This is a genomic window from Methanosarcina sp. UBA5, from assembly GCF_002505485.1.
Taxonomy (GTDB): domain Archaea; phylum Halobacteriota; class Methanosarcinia; order Methanosarcinales; family Methanosarcinaceae; genus Methanosarcina.
Window position 1 is genome coordinate 26533 of the sequence record NZ_DAVG01000137.1, and the last position, 17314, is coordinate 43846.

Annotated in this window: 14 protein-coding genes; 4 read left to right on the top strand and 10 right to left on the bottom strand. The window is 42.7% G+C overall.

The window, feature by feature from the left end; translation table 11 throughout:
• Positions 1 to 61: 61 nt before the first annotated feature.
• The gene (locus BP621_RS16905) at positions 62 to 1681 is read right to left on the bottom strand and encodes a methylamine methyltransferase corrinoid protein reductive activase (protein ID WP_292391906.1); all 1620 of its coding nucleotides are present in this window, start codon (positions 1679 to 1681) and stop codon (positions 62 to 64) included.
• Positions 1682 to 2000: 319 nt separating this feature from the next.
• Positions 2001 to 3020, bottom strand: coding sequence for a methylcobamide:CoM methyltransferase MtaA (gene mtaA, locus BP621_RS16910; RefSeq protein WP_292391907.1), 1020 nt, complete (start codon positions 3018 to 3020; stop codon positions 2001 to 2003).
• Between the two features lie 529 nt (positions 3021 to 3549).
• Here mtaA and BP621_RS16915 point away from each other — a divergent pair.
• The 4 genes from BP621_RS16915 (at position 3550) to BP621_RS16930 (ending at position 7875) form a co-directional block, all read left to right on the top strand.
• On the top strand, positions 3550 to 6399 hold the full coding sequence (locus BP621_RS16915) for a cation-translocating P-type ATPase (protein WP_292391909.1): 2850 nt from the start codon (positions 3550 to 3552) through the stop codon (positions 6397 to 6399).
• A 459-nt stretch (positions 6400 to 6858) separates the two neighbouring features.
• Complete coding sequence (locus tag BP621_RS16920; RefSeq protein WP_292391910.1) at positions 6859 to 7068, top strand: hypothetical protein; 210 nt, start codon at positions 6859 to 6861, stop codon at positions 7066 to 7068.
• A gap of 95 nt (positions 7069 to 7163) precedes the next feature.
• Complete coding sequence (locus BP621_RS16925; protein ID WP_292391911.1) at positions 7164 to 7523, top strand: response regulator; 360 nt, start codon at positions 7164 to 7166, stop codon at positions 7521 to 7523.
• Positions 7501 to 7875: a response regulator gene (locus BP621_RS16930; RefSeq protein WP_292391937.1), complete on the top strand. Its 375-nt coding sequence runs from the start codon at positions 7501 to 7503 to the stop codon at positions 7873 to 7875. The genes BP621_RS16925 and BP621_RS16930 overlap by 23 nt, the downstream gene beginning before the upstream one ends.
• A 14-nt stretch (positions 7876 to 7889) precedes the next feature.
• Here the strand turns inward: BP621_RS16930 and BP621_RS16935 are convergent, their stop codons facing one another.
• From BP621_RS16935 to BP621_RS16970, 8 genes are all read right to left on the bottom strand, one after another.
• Positions 7890 to 8675 (bottom strand): helix-turn-helix transcriptional regulator, encoded by a 786-nt coding sequence (locus BP621_RS16935; RefSeq protein ID WP_292391912.1) that lies wholly within the window; start codon positions 8673 to 8675, stop codon positions 7890 to 7892.
• Between the two features lie 184 nt (positions 8676 to 8859).
• Entirely contained in the window at positions 8860 to 9732 is an 873-nt protein-coding gene (locus tag BP621_RS16940) for a class I SAM-dependent methyltransferase (RefSeq protein ID WP_292391914.1), read from the bottom strand.
• Positions 9733 to 9777: 45 nt separating this feature from the next.
• A complete protein-coding gene (locus BP621_RS16945; RefSeq protein ID WP_292391915.1) occupies positions 9778 to 10296 on the bottom strand; it encodes an NADH-quinone oxidoreductase subunit B family protein in 519 nt (172 codons plus the stop codon).
• Between the two features lie 10 nt (positions 10297 to 10306).
• Positions 10307 to 11980: an NADH-quinone oxidoreductase subunit C gene (locus BP621_RS16950; RefSeq protein ID WP_292391917.1), complete on the bottom strand. Its 1674-nt coding sequence runs from the start codon at positions 11978 to 11980 to the stop codon at positions 10307 to 10309.
• An 18-nt stretch (positions 11981 to 11998) separates the two neighbouring features.
• Entirely contained in the window at positions 11999 to 13477 is a 1479-nt protein-coding gene (locus BP621_RS16955) for a proton-conducting transporter membrane subunit (RefSeq protein WP_292391919.1), read from the bottom strand.
• Positions 13477 to 14175: a hydrogenase subunit gene (locus tag BP621_RS16960; RefSeq protein ID WP_292391921.1), complete on the bottom strand. Its 699-nt coding sequence runs from the start codon at positions 14173 to 14175 to the stop codon at positions 13477 to 13479. Before BP621_RS16960 ends, BP621_RS16955 begins: the two co-directional genes overlap by 1 nt.
• Positions 14172 to 15113, bottom strand: a complete 942-nt coding sequence (locus tag BP621_RS16965; protein WP_292391922.1) for a respiratory chain complex I subunit 1 family protein — start codon at positions 15111 to 15113, stop codon at positions 14172 to 14174. Before BP621_RS16965 ends, BP621_RS16960 begins: the two co-directional genes overlap by 4 nt.
• A complete protein-coding gene (locus BP621_RS16970) occupies positions 15110 to 17050 on the bottom strand; it encodes a proton-conducting transporter membrane subunit (protein WP_292391924.1) in 1941 nt (646 codons plus the stop codon). Before BP621_RS16970 ends, BP621_RS16965 begins: the two co-directional genes overlap by 4 nt.
• Between the last annotated feature and the right edge of the window lie 264 nt (positions 17051 to 17314).

Sequence of the window (17314 nt, forward strand, 5' to 3'; positions counted from 1 at the left end):
TTTCCCTTTATTCGTTTTTACTCTCAATAAGCTTACCCTTTTTACTTTTAGCTTACTCCATTTACTTTCCTGCAACTGTCAGATTTTCCCATTTAAATCTATCATCAGGGCAGGCGTGCAGACAGCGCTGGCAATTTGCGCCATCACAGAGGTCAGTCCTTATTTTCACGGTTCCGTTTTGTTCCATTCTCAGGGCTCCGGTTGGGCAGACCTTTACGCACTTACGGCAGCCTTCACACCCCTCAATTACCATAGTAAGGTAAGTCCCGACTCTTTCGAGAACTTCAAGCCCTTCTTCTCCGAGTATGGGAATATCTCTTTCAACCTGGCGGTCAATTTTAAGAACAGAGGAAGGCTCACCAATCATGGGTAATTTTTTCTTTTTCAGGAACTTCTGCAGCATCTTGAAAGCCATGCCCTCGTTCCAGTATGCAAGTTCCAGCAGATAAGCTTCCTTAAAAGCTTCGGAGGTTGCAAACATTACATGGGTACCTACTATTTCCTTTGCAATTGCCTGCAGTTCCCAGAGTCTGTCTTCAGAAAGCAGAATTTCCCTGGCAACTATCAGAGAGGTATTTCCTATCTGGGAAACATAATTCGTATTGTAAGGGATCATGCCCACTTTATGAGCTTTTGCAGCATCCATATAAGTACCTGCAGCTCCTGACATGTAAGCTGTCTGAAGTTCTTCCATTCCTATACCCGCGGCTGCACAGAGAGTGATGTGCCCGGCCCTGAGTGCTCCTATGGCTCTTCCGGCTGCGATAAGGTCTTTATTCGTGAATATTATCCCGTCCTGAAGGTGAATAATGCCATCCGGGGTCTGAATCTTTGGCAGCACAATTAATTTATTTCTCATAGCTGTTTCTATAAGGGCAATAACTCCAGTGCCTGTGATACCTTTTGCAGTGAGCTCTTCCTTTTCCACTATTTCCCCGGTTTTAGGATTTACAAGGTCTCCCTTGGTGGTATTCATATCCCGATCGAGTACGTAGCAGCGCAGATTATCTCCTTCAAACTCCACGTCACAGATTGTGTGAGGGGAAGCAATGGACCCGCATTCTATCTCCTGACCTTCAAGAGCAGGACCAGCAGCTGCCGAACCGGTGTATATAATACCGTTTGCTTTGAGAGCCATTTCGGCATTTGTTCCGTAATCTGTTGCAATCGCGATATCGTTACTCTCAATCATGCCAGCCTTTATAATAAGCGCAAGCGCATCGGCTCCAACTTCATGTTTAATCGCCGGGGGTACCAATAGTTTGCAATTTACAGCTTCTTCAAATCCTTCTATCTCGGCCAGAGGTATTATGCGAGCGTCCCTATTCTGTTCCTCTATGTGGTATTTTTGCTTTTTACGCTCTCCGGCGTATGCCAGATCCTCAATTGGAATTCCCTGAAAGATGGAAAGCTGGATAGGGTTTCCGCAAATTGCAAATTTTTCCATTTCTGCCAGGTTTACTCCAAGTTCGGTCAGGATATTTTTTACTGCTGTTGCTGAGAGCCCGTGGGCCTTATCAAGTCCGTAATGGATTGCAAAGTCAAGATGGTCCATTACGTTTGCTCCTGGCAGGGGATTTCTCAGTGTTATGACAGTTTTCTTAATCTCACCGGTCTCTAGGTCAATTTTCTGGGCCCTAAAACCGCTGGTTCCGAGGTCAATTGCAACTCCTATTCTCATATCTTAACCTCCTTTAAAAAAATTAAAAATTCTTAACCCGTACGTTCCAGACAGATCCTAAACTTAATAATAGGTAAAATTATAAACTTAATATATCTAACAAGCTTATGCTGAATAAGTTCTAAAGCTATTTATACTGAATCATTTATCCAGACTGTTTCTCCTCAGCTTACAGCCTGCTAGGGCCGCTTGGCTCTGGAGTGCTCACTCCGCCTGTCAAAACTAAAAATACAAAGTGGAACACAAGTTCCAGAAAACCTAAAAGCTTTGGAGTTCTGGATGTGTTCGTGAAAAAAAATAAAGAAATTTTGGTGCCTTTTCAGGCGTAATACTCGTCTCTTGCTGCAACCATTGCTTTGATATTCTCGAGGGGTGTCATGGGTGCAATTCCACAGCCGGGTGCAAGCACATCGACTCCGCCTTCAAGAGCTGTTTTTGCTTCAGCTTTTATCTTGTCAATAGGACCAGGCAGCAGGGTAAATGGACTGGAGATGTTCCCTACTAATCTTGCTCTGTCTCCAATGACTTCCTTTCCTTCCTTTGCGCTACCTATCTTTTCTTCTACACTGAGTCCTTCAAAACCGCAGTCTGCCATGTCACTGAGGATCGCGTTAACCTTACCACAGATGTGGAGTACAGTCACGGAGTTCACACTGGCAGAAAACTTCTGTAACCTTGACTGGAGGAACTGTCTAAAAGTATCAGGGCTCATGAGGTCAGGGGAAGCGACAGGATCTGCAATAGCGATAATATCTGCACCGGCTTCAACCATTGCGTTTGCATAGGCGATTGCAGCTTCTGTGGAGATATCAAGAGCCTGTTCAAAGAGATCAGTCTTTTTAATGGACCATTTCATGAAGGATTTTACACTTATCAGGTCGGAAGCTAGTGTAACCGGGCCTTCCATTCCTCCGATAATTGGCACATCAGGTCCTACCTTTTCTCTGACAATTTTAATGGCTTCGAGTACGGCTGGAATTCTGTTTCTCTGCAGGAGATCTGCAGGGACGGCTGCGCCATCGAGGTTTTTGGGGAAGGGGCTAGCTATGACAGACGGCTGCCTGTTCTTGGTACCCATGTTGATTTCACAGCCCATTGCTTCACCAAGCACGGTAAGACAGTAGGGAAGCCTCACAGCTTCAAGTCCACTAAGTTCATAGTTGGCAATTGCCAGCTTTGCCATAAGTTCAGGATTGGTTTGGGCTTCAGGCCATGCAGCTCCAACTTTATCCATAAGTTCTACAATCCCGGTCTGGGTCACGGCGCAAACAGGTACTTTGTCAACAGGCTTGCCTTCAAGGGCAGCTAAGAGTCTCGTTTTGAGTGTAAATTCGCTCATAGTCATACCTTTTTTAATTTATTTATATTATTTTTATTAATTATTATGTCTACTTGACAATAATATATTTAGATCTTTTCAATCCAAAAGGTTTCACACCCCGGAGTAGAAAATCCGAGTTTTGAAACGAAGTTAAAATCGAAGTTTTGCCTGGGAAATCAATAATAAATTCGAATTTCCTTTTCCACCTCGCCCGAGCAGAGATGGAAATCCGGTACTAAAAATAATTCTCAGGCTACTTACGATCACATTAGAATGCGGCATTTTTTAGTTAACAACTTATAAAACCTATTTGTCAAGAATATTTTCTTGCCATATTTTAAATAAACAAGGTCATAAATTTTGACCTCGCTGTTCGGTGTTTTACGATAATTGGATTCTCTACTTTTTACTCCATTTTAGTGGATCAAGTTTGATCTGGTAACGCATCAAGTGTCATTTCCTCTCTTACTTTAGATTTCGAGATGGTTTTCGGAACTTATGTCAAGTTTCTTATTCTTGTATTACATAAAATCACAAAGGGGATTCGATGGGGAAGAATCTAACTGGAGGTAACGGCAAGATTTGTTCTCCTCAGGGGAACGAGCATAGTATTTCGCTTCAGGAGTTTCTTGAAAAATTAAACGTTGACGAAAACGGACTTAGCGAGCAGGAAGCTGCAAGTCGGCTCAAAGAGTGTGGACCCAATGTTCTCGAAGAAATAGGAAAAGAAAGCATAATAAAGAAGTATCTCAGGCAGTTCAGGAATTTATTTTCTATCCTGTTGACTATGGGAGCGATTCTATCTTTTATCGGAGAGTATATTGAGCCCGGGCAAGGAAACCTGTATATCGGAATTGCTCTTGCAGGCGTTGTAGTTATCAATGGAACTTTTACATTCATACAGGAATACCAGGCTGAAAAAACAATGGAAAGCTTTCGGCAGCTTCTTCCACCCCATGCCAGAATTCTAAGAGAAGGTAAGGTAAGGGATAGCCTGGCATCAGAGCTTGTTGTAGGGGATATTATTCTTCTTGAGGAAGGAGATAAGGTTCCTGCCGATGGACGCTTGATTGAAACTAACGCTCTGAAAGTTGATAATTCAGCCATTACCGGCGAATCAGAACCTCAACTTCGATCTCTTGAGCGCACTCATCCAAATATGTTAGAGTGCAGAAACATGGTTTTTTCAGGGACTCTGGTACAGAGTGGAAACGGGAAGGCAGTCGTTTTTGGAATAGGGCATAATACCCAGATCGGAAGCCTTGCAACTCTCACACAACAGACTTCAGGCGTTGACACTCCTATCCGAAAAGAACTCAACCATTTCATAAAGGTTATATCCACGATTGCTGTTATTATGGGAGTAGTCTTTTTTATACTTTCGTTTTTTCTCCAGAATGTTTTTTTTGCAAGCCTTATTTTTGCCATTGGAATTATAGTTGCCAATGTTCCCGAAGGACTTTTACCCACAGTTACCCTTGCCCTGAGCCTTGCCTCCAGAAGAATGGCTTCGCAGAATGCTCTCATAAAACAGCTCGAATCAGTAGAAACTCTAGGTTCGACTACTGTCATCTGCGCTGACAAAACTGGGACTCTAACTCAAAACAGGATGGCAGTTAATACTCTTATGATCGGTTTTGAATGTCTAATTCTTCAATACACTCTGAGTTCTAAGAAAAAAGCTGCAACGCAGGAGGTCGAAGAAAGCAAAAACAAAGCTGTTACTGAAGAAATTGCAGATTCAGGAACACAAGGAGCTTGCGTTACAGAAAAACCTGCATGGGTTCCTGAAAAACTGTCGTCTGTTTTCATAAGAGTTGCAGGCCTTTGCAACAATGCGAAACTTCGTGAGTCTCCTCCAGGGTATACCGGTGACCCCACCGAAGGAGCACTTCTTGTTTTTGCAAATAGCATAGAAGATATAAAAAGACTACAGAATGATTATCCAAGACTGGAAGAATTTCCCTTTGATTCGCTTACCAAAAGAATGGAAGTTATCTGCCGCACTCCTGAAGGAAAACTTGAAGTTTATCTCAAGGGTGCCCCGGAAGTAGTTGTGAAAATGTGCAGTTCATCCCTGGATTCAGGAGAAATCAGAAAATTGGATGAAACTAAGCAACAAGAGCTTCTTGACCGGCATCTGAGCCTTGCAAAAAAAGGAGAACGAGTTATTGCCCTTGCGTATAGGCAGATAGAAGAGCTAAAGGAATATACAGGGGATTTCATCTTCCTCGGATTTGTAGGAATTGTAGACCCTCCACGCCCTGAAGCCAGAGAAGCTATTGCAAAGTGCCATACAGCCGGGATCAAAGTTGTCATGATCACGGGTGATCACCCGGTTACCGCAGAATCAATTGCAAAGGATGTAGGACTTGCAAATGCTGGAAACCTTGAGATTGTTACCGGAGACGAGCTGGCTACGCTTTCAAGCACAGATCTTGCGTCAAGATTAAAAAATCCAAGCATTGTATTTGCCCGTACTTCTCCTGTACAAAAGCTGAAAATCGTACAACTTTTTCAGGCTGAAGGGGAAATCGTTACCATGACAGGTGATGGGGTCAATGACGCTCCTGCGATCAAGAATGCGGATATGGGCGTCGCTATGGGCAGTGGAACAGATGTTGCCCGTGAAGCTGCAGATATGATACTGCTTGATGATAATTTCGCTACTATTGTGAATGCTGTAGAGGAGGGCAGAACCGTTTTTGATAATATAAAAAAGTTCATTGTGTATATTATTACCCACACCATCCCTGAAGTTCTACCTTATATAGCTTTCATCCTTTTTGCCCTGCCTCTTTCTATGCCAGTACAGCTTATTCTGGCAATTGATCTTGGTACAGATATGCTGCCTGCACTTGCTCTTGGGGAGGAAAAAGGAGAAGAGGATATTATGAAAAGACCTCCCAGATCTAGGAACGAAAAATTATTAACTCCTCAGGTGCTTCTTACAGCTTATGGGATAAAAGGACCTATCGAAGCTATTGCAGGCTTCTTTTGCTACTTTTCCGTACTTTTTGGAGGAGGATGGAATTTTGGCGAGCAGCTTGCAAACAACAATCCCCTTTATATGCAGTCAATAACTGCTTTCTTTTCAGCAGTAATTATATGCCAGATTGCTAATGTTTTCGCTTCCAGAACCCGGTTCCAGTCAGTCTTCACAATGGGTTTATTTAGTAATCGTACGGTTCTGGTAGGGATTGTAACTGAACTCCTGATTCTAGCATTTATTATCTGGAATCCGTCGGCAAACCTTATTTTCAATACTCATCCTCTTGATCTCAGATATTTACTGATTGCTATTCCTTTTGCAATTTTATTGCTCGGAGTCGATGAGTTAAGAAAATATCTGTTGAGAAGGAATATAAGCTGGGCAATCACATACCTTAAATGGTAAATCAAGGTTACAGAAAGCAGGATTTACGATGAAACTTGCAATGCTAGTCAGGGTAGAAAAATAAGTAAGTCCTAGTTTTTTGTTTTTTTACATTAATAACTTTTATTTAATTATTAATATCTGTTATCAATTGAATAATACCATAGCTCCAGAATTAGTATTGTTTTGTTAATTTCAGAATACCAAAATTGTATTATTTTGTTGATAACTGCTTTTTAAGTCTTTTTTTCTATAAAAATTCTAACGTAAGCTCCTAATTGGTATAATATGCGTTATTATTCTCTAGTTTTGATTCTCGAAAGATACTTTGTTATGAATTCATATAGAAAACTTTTATATAGATTCCAATTTAATTTTATCTGTTAATGTTATTTTATTACATTATAAAGTTCCTTTCAAACCCAACCCATAACCCACTTTCGGCTTAATTAACCCAGGACTCGACCCCGAGCTTAAAGTATGAACGTTAGTAGAAAGATCCTTGATATTACTCTGGATGTCTTCCTGCCGGATACTAATGGCTGTTTTGTCCTGAAGCAGCTAAAGAATGACCCTTGTACGGTTTCTATACCTGTACTTATCGTCTCTATGACCGATAATAACGAGCTTGGAGTTACCCTCGGAACAACCTACTCCTTTACGAAGCCGGTAAAAAGAATTGACTGGTAAACTCTCTCAAAGAAATTGCCAGACAGTTCCGGTTCGAATATCCTAAAGTTCTTATAGTAGATGACGACGAAAATAATGTAGAACTGCTAAGTTCGATGATTGAGCTCGAGGGCTTTGAGGCTATAAAAGCCTATAGCGGGAGGAAAGGTCTGCAAAAGCTTTTCTCTGAACCACAGCCTCATATTCTGATTCTTGACCTCATGATGCCGGAAATTAGCGGGTTTGATGTTATATCCAGCATGAGGGCCGATGTACGCACAAAAGATATTCCTTTTATTGTATGCACTTCCGGAGAACTTACTGAGAAGAATATCGAGGAACTGAATTGTGAGCTAAAAGGGCATCTTATTTCTATTCTGAAGAAAGGTACTTTCGGAAGAAAAGAGTTAATTAATAGAATAAAACAATTAGCTATGCTGGAGAGTTGTAATGATGAAAAAAATCCTGATTGTTGAAGATAATCCCATGAACATGGAACTGGTCCTGGACCTTCTGGAGTTCTATGGACATAACATAACTAAAGCCGAGGATGGAATAAAGGCTCTTGAACGCCTTGCTGAAACAAAATTCGATATTATCCTGCTGGATATGCAACTTCCGAAGATGGACGGGCTTGAGGTTCTCGATCAAATTAAGAAAAATCCTGCGACTGCAAATATTCCTGTGATAGCGGTTACTGCCCATGCTATGAAAGGCAGTGAAGAACATTTCATAGAAATGGGCTGCGTAGACTATGTCTCCAAACCCATAGATATCCACAAATTCAGGGCTCTGATCAATAAGTATCTGGGAGAAGACTCATCTTAATTTCAGAAGGGTAGTTATAATCTCTCCAGTTGTGTGGACCTGTCTTTATAGTATGAAAAGAGCTCTTCACACCATTTCAGTGCACTCTCATCAAAGCTCATCAGGCGTTGATGGTCAAACTTTCCCTTCTTGTCGAAAAGCACAAGCGAGCAGAAACGCTCTGTCACTACGTTTTTTAAGGTTACACTTTTGTCACAGATGTAAATCTCAATATTTTTCGATTTCAAGAGAAATTTCAGATCTTCGTAGTAATCCTTTTTCATTCTGTCAAAAACGGGTTCTGTTAGGATAAGACATATTTCAGCCTCTTTTCTTGCAAGTTCCAGGTACATTTCAACGTGAAGAGGGTTGAAATATGAGAGAAACATCTTTACGTGCTTTGATTCCAGAAGGTTACTTCTAAAATCTTCAGGGATTTCGAAAAGCCGGTTAAGGTCGGGTTCAAGCATGAAATAGTTCCCTAATTCATCAATCCTGTTAAGGAGAGACTCGGGAATTGCGGTAAAGTCATGGTTTGTCCAGTAATCGTAATTTTCCTCAAAAACCCTTACGGTATTCAGCAAAGGTTCCATCTTTTCAACTACTATTTCTCCCATCTCCGAGAGCCTGTAAGTGTTTTTATCATCCTGTACTATCAGGCGTCCCTCTTTTAATTTCTTGATCTGGGGCATGATCGATGTCGAGTTGACGTTAAGAGCTGTTTTTATTTCGTCTCCGGTCTTTGGCCCTTCTTCTAGCAGGAGCAATACATCCTTCCTTTTTTCTGAAAGAAACGCTAGATCAATAAGTGATGTTTTCATTTTGTTCCATCTCCCCGGGAAACTTTTATATTTAGAAGAGATATTTCCCCTTTATTTCTTTTCAGAAAGCAGTCTGAGTTAACAAAAATTCTTTCATTTTCCAGAAGAACTTTGAAGGAATTTCTCGCAACATTACTGCGTTACTTTTTAATTGATCCTTTATATTTTTTTCCAAAAAAAACCCTTATTTTTTTCCCGTAGCTAATACATAACCCACATATTTTGAGGTTGATTTTTTTCGGAGGAGAATTTTTTTGCTTTCTTCCAGCCTTTTGAACCGGTATCGAATCTTTCTGCTTAAGAGGTAGTACTTCGTCATTTTCAAGATCGTGCCTATAAGGTACTCTACAAAGCTCCAGGTTCCTCCCATCGCTTCTGCCATATATTTTGTCTCTTGAAGGTACCGGATAGGTTTGTACATTCTTACATTAACATCTTTCAGGCCTGCTCTTTCAAGTTCTTCTTTCCATTTTTCAGATGACAACAGGGAAAACGGAAGCCCTGTTATTTCTCCAATTATTTTTTCAGCTTGAGCGATTTCTTTGGTGGCTTTAGCAGGAATCTCCTTTTCTCTATACATTTCGTTTATCCCTACGTAAGCCCCCGGCCTCAGAACCCTTGTGAATTCTTTGAAAGCTCTTTCCCTATCCAAAAACTGGGACACAAATTCTGTTATCACGGCATCGAAAGTTCCTGCTTCAAAGGGCAGGACGTGAGCATCCCCTACTCTGAATTTTACTTTGTCGGAAACTCCCTGGCTTTTTGCCCTTTCTTTTGCTTTCTCAATCGAAAGTTCCGCAATATCAATTCCTACTATCTCACAGCCAATTTCTCTGGCAAGGTAACAGGCAGAAAAACCGGTCCCACACCCTACCATCAGGACTTTTTTCGCAGAGTCGATCCTGCATAACTCCGCAAGTTTTTTGGTGGAGATAAGGCCGCCTACATGATAATAAGGTACTCCCAGATAACTCATAAAGTCGTAATAGCCCAGGGCTTCAGCTTGTTTAACTGAAAGTTTTAGTTCTCTGTGTGGAATGTCTCTTTCGGCCTGCATATCCAATCTGCCAGTTTCTGAAATAATTTAACATTCCAAATGATGTTAGTTTTCATTTTCCTTATTTTTTACCAGGGCAAAGATCCCACGCAGGATTTCTTTCGGAGAGGGAGGGTTTCCAGGAATTTTTATATCCACAGGCAGGATTTTGTCAACTCCGCCAAGTACGGCATAAGAGCCTTTATAAATTCCCCCATCACAGGCATCATCTCCTACTGCGACAACGAATTTGGGGGAGGGCATGGCTTCATAGGTTTTTAGAACGGCTTCGGCCATATTCAGGGTGACTGCACCTGTAACCAGCAGGACATCAGCATGCCTTGGAGAAGCCACAAAAGAGATCCCGAACCTCTCAACATCATAATGCGGGGCTCCGAGGTTTGAAATCTCAATTTCTGTTGAATTGTCGCTGCCTGAGTCCAGTTCGCGGATTGCAAGGCTGTGCCCGAAAACCTTGTTAACTTCAGTTTTCAGTTCGGAGCCTAGGGCTTCAAGTTCACTATCGGAAAACTCAAATTTTTCAGTTACTTTCGGGCGGAAGAAGTATGTAAGTGGGTTTACCATCCATTTCACCTCAGAGGTCGGTTCCTGCATAGGAGAGGTTTAGGCTTTTATTTATAAGGGGAAAATCAGGAACAATATTCCCGAGTACTGCATGTTCTACAGCTTGCCAATTGCAGAAAGATGCGGTCCGCACTTTGTAGCGGTCAATTACCCCTCTTCTAATATAGATCCAATGCAGGTTCTGGCCCCGTGCAGCTTCAACCATTGAAAGGACGTATCCATCCGGAATATTTGAAATTGCAAATTCGATTGTCTCGGAAATGATTGCGCCTTCCGGGATTGACGCTATAAGCTTTTTTATCAGGGAAGTTGAATTAATAACTTCGGCAGCTTTAACCTCGAACCGAGAAAGGACATCGCCTGCGGTTTTAATCGCTCTTTCAGGAGTTATGTCTTCGTATATACCATAGGGATGGTCAAACCGGACATCATATGTAGCTCCGGCCGCTCTGGCAATAGGACCTGTAATATTAAGTGGAGCGATCAGTTTTTTTTTCAAAACCCCGGTTGTTGAAAACCTGTCAATAAGGGATGAGGAAGCATGGACAGCCTCAATAGCGGATTCAAACTGCAGTACAAATGTTTTCAAATAAAGGTTGAGTTTTGAAAGAGCCTCGCCTGAAATCTCCTTTTTTACGCCTCCTAAATCTATGGCGCCTCTCATAAATCGGGAGCCAGTGAGAAGTTCGTTTTGCCTGAAAATGTTTTCGCGGAGAATAAGGAAAGGCGTTGTCATTCTTGGGAATCCTATATCGGTAATCATACCTGAGAGATCACCCATATGCGAGTAAATGCGTTCCAGCTCAAGGAGAATGCCCCTTAAGTAGTTAGCTCTTTCCGGAACTTCGATTCCCGCAATTTTTTCTACGGCTGTACAAAAGGCAACGGTATTGGCAACGGTTTCGTCCCCACTTATTGCCTCGGCAATCGGGACACAGGCAGAGGTTTTCTTTCCCTCGGCAAGCTTTTCGATTCCCCTGTGTTTATAAAAGAGCCTTATTTCGAGATTGAAGATTGGTTCTCCAATGACGCTGAACCTGAAATGTCCAGGCTCGATAATTCCTGCATGTACAGGCCCAACCGGAATCTGGTAAACGCCTTCGCCTCCCACCTGCTTGAAAGGATATGCTTCCTCCGGGTTTTCGACAGCCTGGATTTTTCCGTTTTTAAAGGATTTCAGGAGAGGATGAAAGCCTTCAGGATACACCTCGTGTAAAAAGAGCCTTCTTTTGTCAAAAGCATCCGTAAATTCTATCCCAAATCCGTCCCGGATCTCCCGTTCATACCAGCAGGCTGAAGGGAAAAGAGTGGCAATAGAAGTCGTTTCCGTTTTTACATACCGCATAAATGCAAATACGTCAGTAGAACCGTTCAGCCTGAAAATATAAAAGAGAGTAAAACAAGGGCTTTCCTCAAAATCCTGAACGCAGAACAGGCTTATAAGGACAAAACCCTTCTCGGAAAGCTCAGGTACTATTTTTAAAAACTCTTCTTCTGCCAGGGGAATATAGAATTCCCCATTTTTTCCCCTCCTGATTTGCGGTTTTGTGCCTGAAATGTCAATCATTAAATCCGTAGCATATTGGGTTTCCAGAACTGCAGGATTAACTGAAATCTGGCAATTATCTCTTAATTTCAGGCCTGCCGGGCTCAGGGAACCAGTTATGTTTTTGGTTGAGTTCATCTTCTCTTTGCCTCCTATTTACAGGTATCCAAGCTCATACACAATTTCGTTCAACAGGTTTTTCAGAGATTCTGGAAAGAAAACTCCAAGTACCAGAATCATGAAAATAATGGATATTATTGGGAATTTCATGCCGCTTCGGACTACATAGGGAAGAGGCGGAGTTTCCAGCCCTTCGGTTCCAGCCTCTTTCGAGCTCCGGGTAAAGGCTTCGATTAAAAACCTTGCAAATGCAGCAGATGCAATGACCAGGAGGAGAAGAACTGCAAAAACAAGCGATTTCGAAAACCCGAAAGCTTCCAGCAGGATAAAGAATTTGGCCGAAAAGATCGGGAACGGAGGCATCCCTACTATTGCAAAGCTCCCAATAACGAATCCCCAGCCTGCGATTGGCTGGAGTGAAAAGACGTCTTTTACGTCCTGAATCAGATTGCTCTCATATTGCCTGTGCAGAATGCCTGCCGAGAAGAAGAGTGCGGCTTTGGTCAGCGAGTGGGCAAGGATATAAAAAAGTGTCCAGAAGAGAGCAAGAGGCGTTCCAATGCCTATTCCGAGGAGGAGGATGCCCATATGTTCTACACTTGAAAAAGCAATCAACATCTTCAGGTTTTTCTGCAAAAGCATATTCAGGACTGCAACTGCGACGGTAAGCAGCCCAAAACCTAGAAGGAACTGAGATATCATATCTTCGGCCTGGGTCTGCCTGACAATCGAGTACATCCGCAGAATTCCGTATACGCCTATATTTAACAGGACTCCAGATAAAATTGCGCTTACTGCTGAAGGGGCTTTTGAGTGGGCATCCGGAAGCCAGGTATGGAAGGGGAAAATCCCGGATTTTGCTGCAAAGCCAATAAACAGAAATACAAAACTTGCAGTCAGCATTTTAGGGGATAGGAGGGCTGCGTTTTCAAGCAGTAGGGTCCAGTTCAGAGTCCCGCTGCCCAGGACTTCCCCGGAGAGCGTGTATAAAAAGATCAACCCTATGAATGAAAAAAGCATGGCTCCAGAGGCTATGAAGATATATTTGATGGCAGCGTCGATGTTTTCTCTGGCAGACAGGATTGCCACGAGTGCGGCTGAAAACACTGTTGTCAGCTCGGCAAAGATCCAGAATAGAGCAAGATTGTCCGAAAAGAAAGCCAGGGTTACTGTCGTAAGCAGAAGGCTGAAAACCATATAAAAGATTTTCAGGTTATTCCTGTGCAATTCCTGGGCCTGCATCAGGCTCTCTACATAGCCGTTTGCGTAGACTGAAGCCAGGAAGAACAGCAAAGCCGCAATAAGAACTTCATAGAGGCTGAGATGATCCACATAGAAGTATTCGCTTCCAGTTTCAAAGCCCGGCGCTGTGATGGTGAGTAGCGCATAAAACCCGATTGCAAGAAAAGCGAGAGTATGCAGAATGAAGAAGACGTTCATTGCTCTGTGAGACTTTGAAAGCAAGATAAGGGCAAAAGCTACGGCTCCGACTGCCAGATAATTGAGTATTATCATTAATTATCCCTCCCTGACCAGATTTTAAGCGTTTGGAGGTGCTGGTGATATTCTTCTATTGTAGAATCGAGACCGATTGCCAGAATAGTTGTTAACAGTACAAGGATCATCAGGTCTATTACTATCAGGATTTCTATAATAAAGGGGAGATCCGCAACAAAAATTCCGAAAAGCAGAACCCCGTTTTCCATTGTCAGATAACCTATGGCCTTTGTAATCACTTTTCTCCGGCTGAATATCACAAGCATACCCATGAGTGTTAGGGATAAACCTATAACAGCTCCCATGAAAAACAACTTTCCCAGGACATACTCATTGAAGAAGCCTGAAAGGAAGACATATGCAAGCAGGATCAGGCCCATGCTAACAAGTAGGGACGCTGTTGGCTCCAGGTAATTAAACTTCAGGTCCCGGCTGATTTTGATTTTTTCTCCGATAAGATTTATAAAAAGGGGAATTAGCATCACCTTGCTTACAAGTGTAAGAACTGCAATCGCAAGCAGGGTCTTGTTGCCTTCAATCAGGTAGAGAAACTCTGCGATCAGGACCAGCAGCAGGGATTGGACGGCATAGACGGTCAGTAGAGAGGCAATATTCCTTGTGGAAAGGGTAAAAGCTGCAGTGATCAACACAAATACAAAGAGAATCCTGATTATGTCTTCGAGGAATGCCGGATCTGCCAGGAAAGAAGATATCATGCAAACACTTCCATCAGGATGGTAAGCGCGGAAAAGAAAAATGCCATCATATAGAAGCTGGGCAGCCTGAAAAGCCGCATTTTTGCAATGGAAGATTCAAAAAGGCCTATTACTCCTGCAAGCAAACTGGCTTTTACAAGGAAATAGAGGCATGAGACCGCAAGACCTGCAAAGGTAACCTTGGTTGCAAGCCCCCAGGGAGCCAGGATATTTATCAGGACTGCCATCAGGATTGTCTGCTTAACGGCGTGGGCAAGCTCTATTAAAGCCAGGTTTTTTCCGGACTGTTCCAGAATCATGGCTTCGTTAATCATGGTAAGTTCAAGATGCGTTGCGGGGTTGTCCACGGGAATTCTTCCGGTTTCCACTATGATGATGATAAAAAGGGAAATTGAAATAAGGGTCAGGGTAGGGCTTTTCGGAATCGTTGACCCGGCAGTTATTGCAAACATTTCATGAAAGTTTACGGTTTTTAATACATATGCAAGCGCGGCAAAGGCTATGACCATTGTAGGTTCAATAACGGCCGAGAGGCTCATTAAGCGGGAACTTCCCATGCCTCCGAAAGTGCTGCCTGCATCAAGCCCGCATAGTGCCGTAAAAAAGCGTTCTATTGCGAGCAGGTAGAGGAAAACTATTATATTTCCGATTCCTGCCGGGGCTTCGGGAATAAAGACGATTGGGACAAAAAGTGAGGCCAGGATAAGGACTGCCAGGTTGAGATAGGGAGTAATTCTCATAATTCCTGAGGAGTTAGGCGAGTAAATAACCTCTTTTTTCATAAGTTTGCGCAAATCGAAATAGCTCTGCAGTAAATTCGGGCCTTTTCGTCCCTGGGTAGACGCCTTGACCTTTTTAATCAGGCTCATAAATAGTGGTGATACCAGCAGAATAAAGCCAGTGTTTAGCAGAGTGAATAAGAGGAATGAAGCATTCATGCGAAATACCTCGTAAATGTCATCAGTGTTAGTACCGCAATGAAAACATAGAGTACATAGGTGTCCAGCTTCCCATTCTGCATTTTGGAAACCTGGGAAGAGACAAGGCTGACCGCAGAGGCTACAGGAAGATATAGACGCTCTTCAAAGAATTTAATCAGATGAATTCTGGCAGTCCCGTTCTTAAAAATGCTTTCTCTGGTATCTGAATATATTCGCGTACTGGAGATCTCAGTCCTGTAAATCTTTTTGAAAATGACTACAAGAGGCTCCGAAAAACCTGCAGAGGTATATTCCATTGTAGGGTGCTGGGCCAGGATTCCGCATCCCCAGGTTTCTTTACTCATCCTTGCTTTCGCAGGGCCGGAATTTCGAACCGCAAGCCATACAAGCCCGCAGGCGGCTGCAAGAATCAGCCCTAGAAGCAGCATGTCTGGAATCCCAAGGTCAAAGCCGAGCAGAGCCAGAATTCTGGATGAAAACAGCCCTGAAAGGATGCAGAAAGCTGCAGGTATAGTTTCTCCTAACAACATGGGTTTTGGGACTTCGGTAGCTTCATGTGCATATTTCGTTCTTGGAAGGGCAAGGAAGGTAATTCCGAAAAGTTTCACAAAAAGAGCTGCTGCAAGCGCACTGGTAAGGGCAAAGACCGACAGAGTAATAATTAAAAGCACCTTTAGCAGAGGGTCCGGAATCGCTGAAGAATTAAAGTAAACCTGAAAAATCATTAGTTCGCTTACAAAACCGCTTGTTGGGGGAAGGCCGGCAATTGAAACCGAACCTATCAGAAAAAGAGTGGCGGTATAAGGCATACGTTTTATAAGGCCTCCGAAGGCTTCGATATTCCGTGTGCCTGTCGCATGAACCACCGAGCCTGCACCGAGAAAGAGCAAACTTTTGAAAAGAGCGTGGTTAAAAGCATGGAAGCAGGCTCCTACAAGGCTTAAGAGCGCAAGGCTTTCAACTCCTTCCAGTTTAAATATAAGATACAGGCCAATTCCTGTGAAAATGATCCCTATATTTTCTATGCTGCTGTAAGCAAGCAGCCTTTTTATATCGCTTTCCTTAATGGCGTAAATTACCCCCAGTATGGCTGAGAGAGTCCCTGCTATAAGGATCAATGTACCCCACCAGAGTTCTGGGGTGGCGACTGAAAGCAAAAACCGCAGGAAACCATAAATTGCAACTTTCAGCATAACGCCTGACATCAGGGCCGAAATGCTCGAAGGGGCTGCAGGATGAGCATATGGCAGCCATTTGTGGAATGGAACAAGCCCTGCTTTGATTCCGAAACCTGTAAAGAGGCAGAGGAAAGGCAAAGTCAGGGAGCTTGTCGGATAATCCAGCTGTCCGAATTCGGCAGAGCCCGTCAGACTAAACAGACTCATAAAACCCATAAAAAGGAAAGCTGTACTCAGGCTTGTCATTATAAAGTAGAAGAGCCCTGCTTTTTTGTTCTCTTCCGAGGTATAATCGTGGAGTACAAGCATTAAGGAAGAAAGAGACATTATTTCCCAGAAAACCAGGAAACCTACCATATTTCCTGCAAGCACGACCATCAGCATTGAAAGGATAAAGAGGTTTGTAAGGGCTGCCTGAATATCTTTTCTGGCTTCACTTTTAGCATGCTCCACATATTCAACGGAATATATTGAAACCCCTAACGTAACGGCTGCAATCAACAGAATAAAGCCTGCTGAAAGCCTGTCTGTAGCGAGGGTGAAGTCCAACCCGGGAAGAAATCTGAAGGCTGGAAAAGAAGGCTCTTTTCCGGTGTAAAGGATGATGCCTGCAAAAATCAGTAGCAGGATCGAAGAAAGAAATGATAGGACAAAAGAAGCCTTTCTTGAATTTTTACTGTGGTACAGGAGAGGCAAGACAGTTCCGGCTATAAGAGCTATAATAGCACTATAAATGAAGGCTTCGAGCAAATTCATTCACTCCTTAAGCCAATTAACCGTGCGTTCAGCCTTTTCATCCCGTATACCACAACACGTAAAATTATTAAAACTGTCTTTTCTATTAGAAATTATGAAAACAATCTTGTGATCCGTATTATACATTCCACCCAAAACTTCTTTTTAGAGAGTTCTTTTTTCCCGGAAACTTTTCGCCTAATTCTTCCTAACATTACACAGATTTACATTATAAACTTTTTTGTAAACAGCGATCCATTTTCATTTTTGACACTTGCTCTCTAA

Excerpts from the sequence above, each read along its gene's own strand:
- BP621_RS16935 (WP_292391912.1), bottom strand. The coding sequence starts at position 8,675 with ATGAAAACATCACTTATTGATCTAGCGTTTCTTTCAGAAAAAAGGAAG.
- BP621_RS16950 (WP_292391917.1), bottom strand. The coding sequence starts at position 11,980 with ATGAACTCAACCAAAAACATAACTGGTTCCCTGAGCCCGGCAGGCCTG.
- BP621_RS16960 (WP_292391921.1), bottom strand. The coding sequence starts at position 14,175 with ATGATATCTTCTTTCCTGGCAGATCCGGCATTCCTCGAAGACATAATC.
- BP621_RS16945 (WP_292391915.1), bottom strand. The coding sequence starts at position 10,296 with ATGGTAAACCCACTTACATACTTCTTCCGCCCGAAAGTAACTGAAAAA.
- BP621_RS16905 (WP_292391906.1), bottom strand. The coding sequence starts at position 1,681 with ATGAGAATAGGAGTTGCAATTGACCTCGGAACCAGCGGTTTTAGGGCC.
- mtaA (WP_292391907.1), bottom strand. The coding sequence starts at position 3,020 with ATGAGCGAATTTACACTCAAAACGAGACTCTTAGCTGCCCTTGAAGGC.
- BP621_RS16955 (WP_292391919.1), bottom strand. The coding sequence starts at position 13,477 with ATGATAATACTCAATTATCTGGCAGTCGGAGCCGTAGCTTTTGCCCTT.
- BP621_RS16965 (WP_292391922.1), bottom strand. The coding sequence starts at position 15,113 with ATGAATGCTTCATTCCTCTTATTCACTCTGCTAAACACTGGCTTTATT.
- BP621_RS16940 (WP_292391914.1), bottom strand. The coding sequence starts at position 9,732 with ATGCAGGCCGAAAGAGACATTCCACACAGAGAACTAAAACTTTCAGTT.
- BP621_RS16920 (WP_292391910.1), top strand. The coding sequence starts at position 6,859 with ATGAACGTTAGTAGAAAGATCCTTGATATTACTCTGGATGTCTTCCTG.
- BP621_RS16925 (WP_292391911.1), top strand. The coding sequence starts at position 7,164 with ATGATTGAGCTCGAGGGCTTTGAGGCTATAAAAGCCTATAGCGGGAGG.
- BP621_RS16915 (WP_292391909.1), top strand. The coding sequence starts at position 3,550 with ATGGGGAAGAATCTAACTGGAGGTAACGGCAAGATTTGTTCTCCTCAG.
- BP621_RS16970 (WP_292391924.1), bottom strand. The coding sequence starts at position 17,050 with ATGAATTTGCTCGAAGCCTTCATTTATAGTGCTATTATAGCTCTTATA.
- BP621_RS16930 (WP_292391937.1), top strand. The coding sequence starts at position 7,501 with ATGAAAAAAATCCTGATTGTTGAAGATAATCCCATGAACATGGAACTG.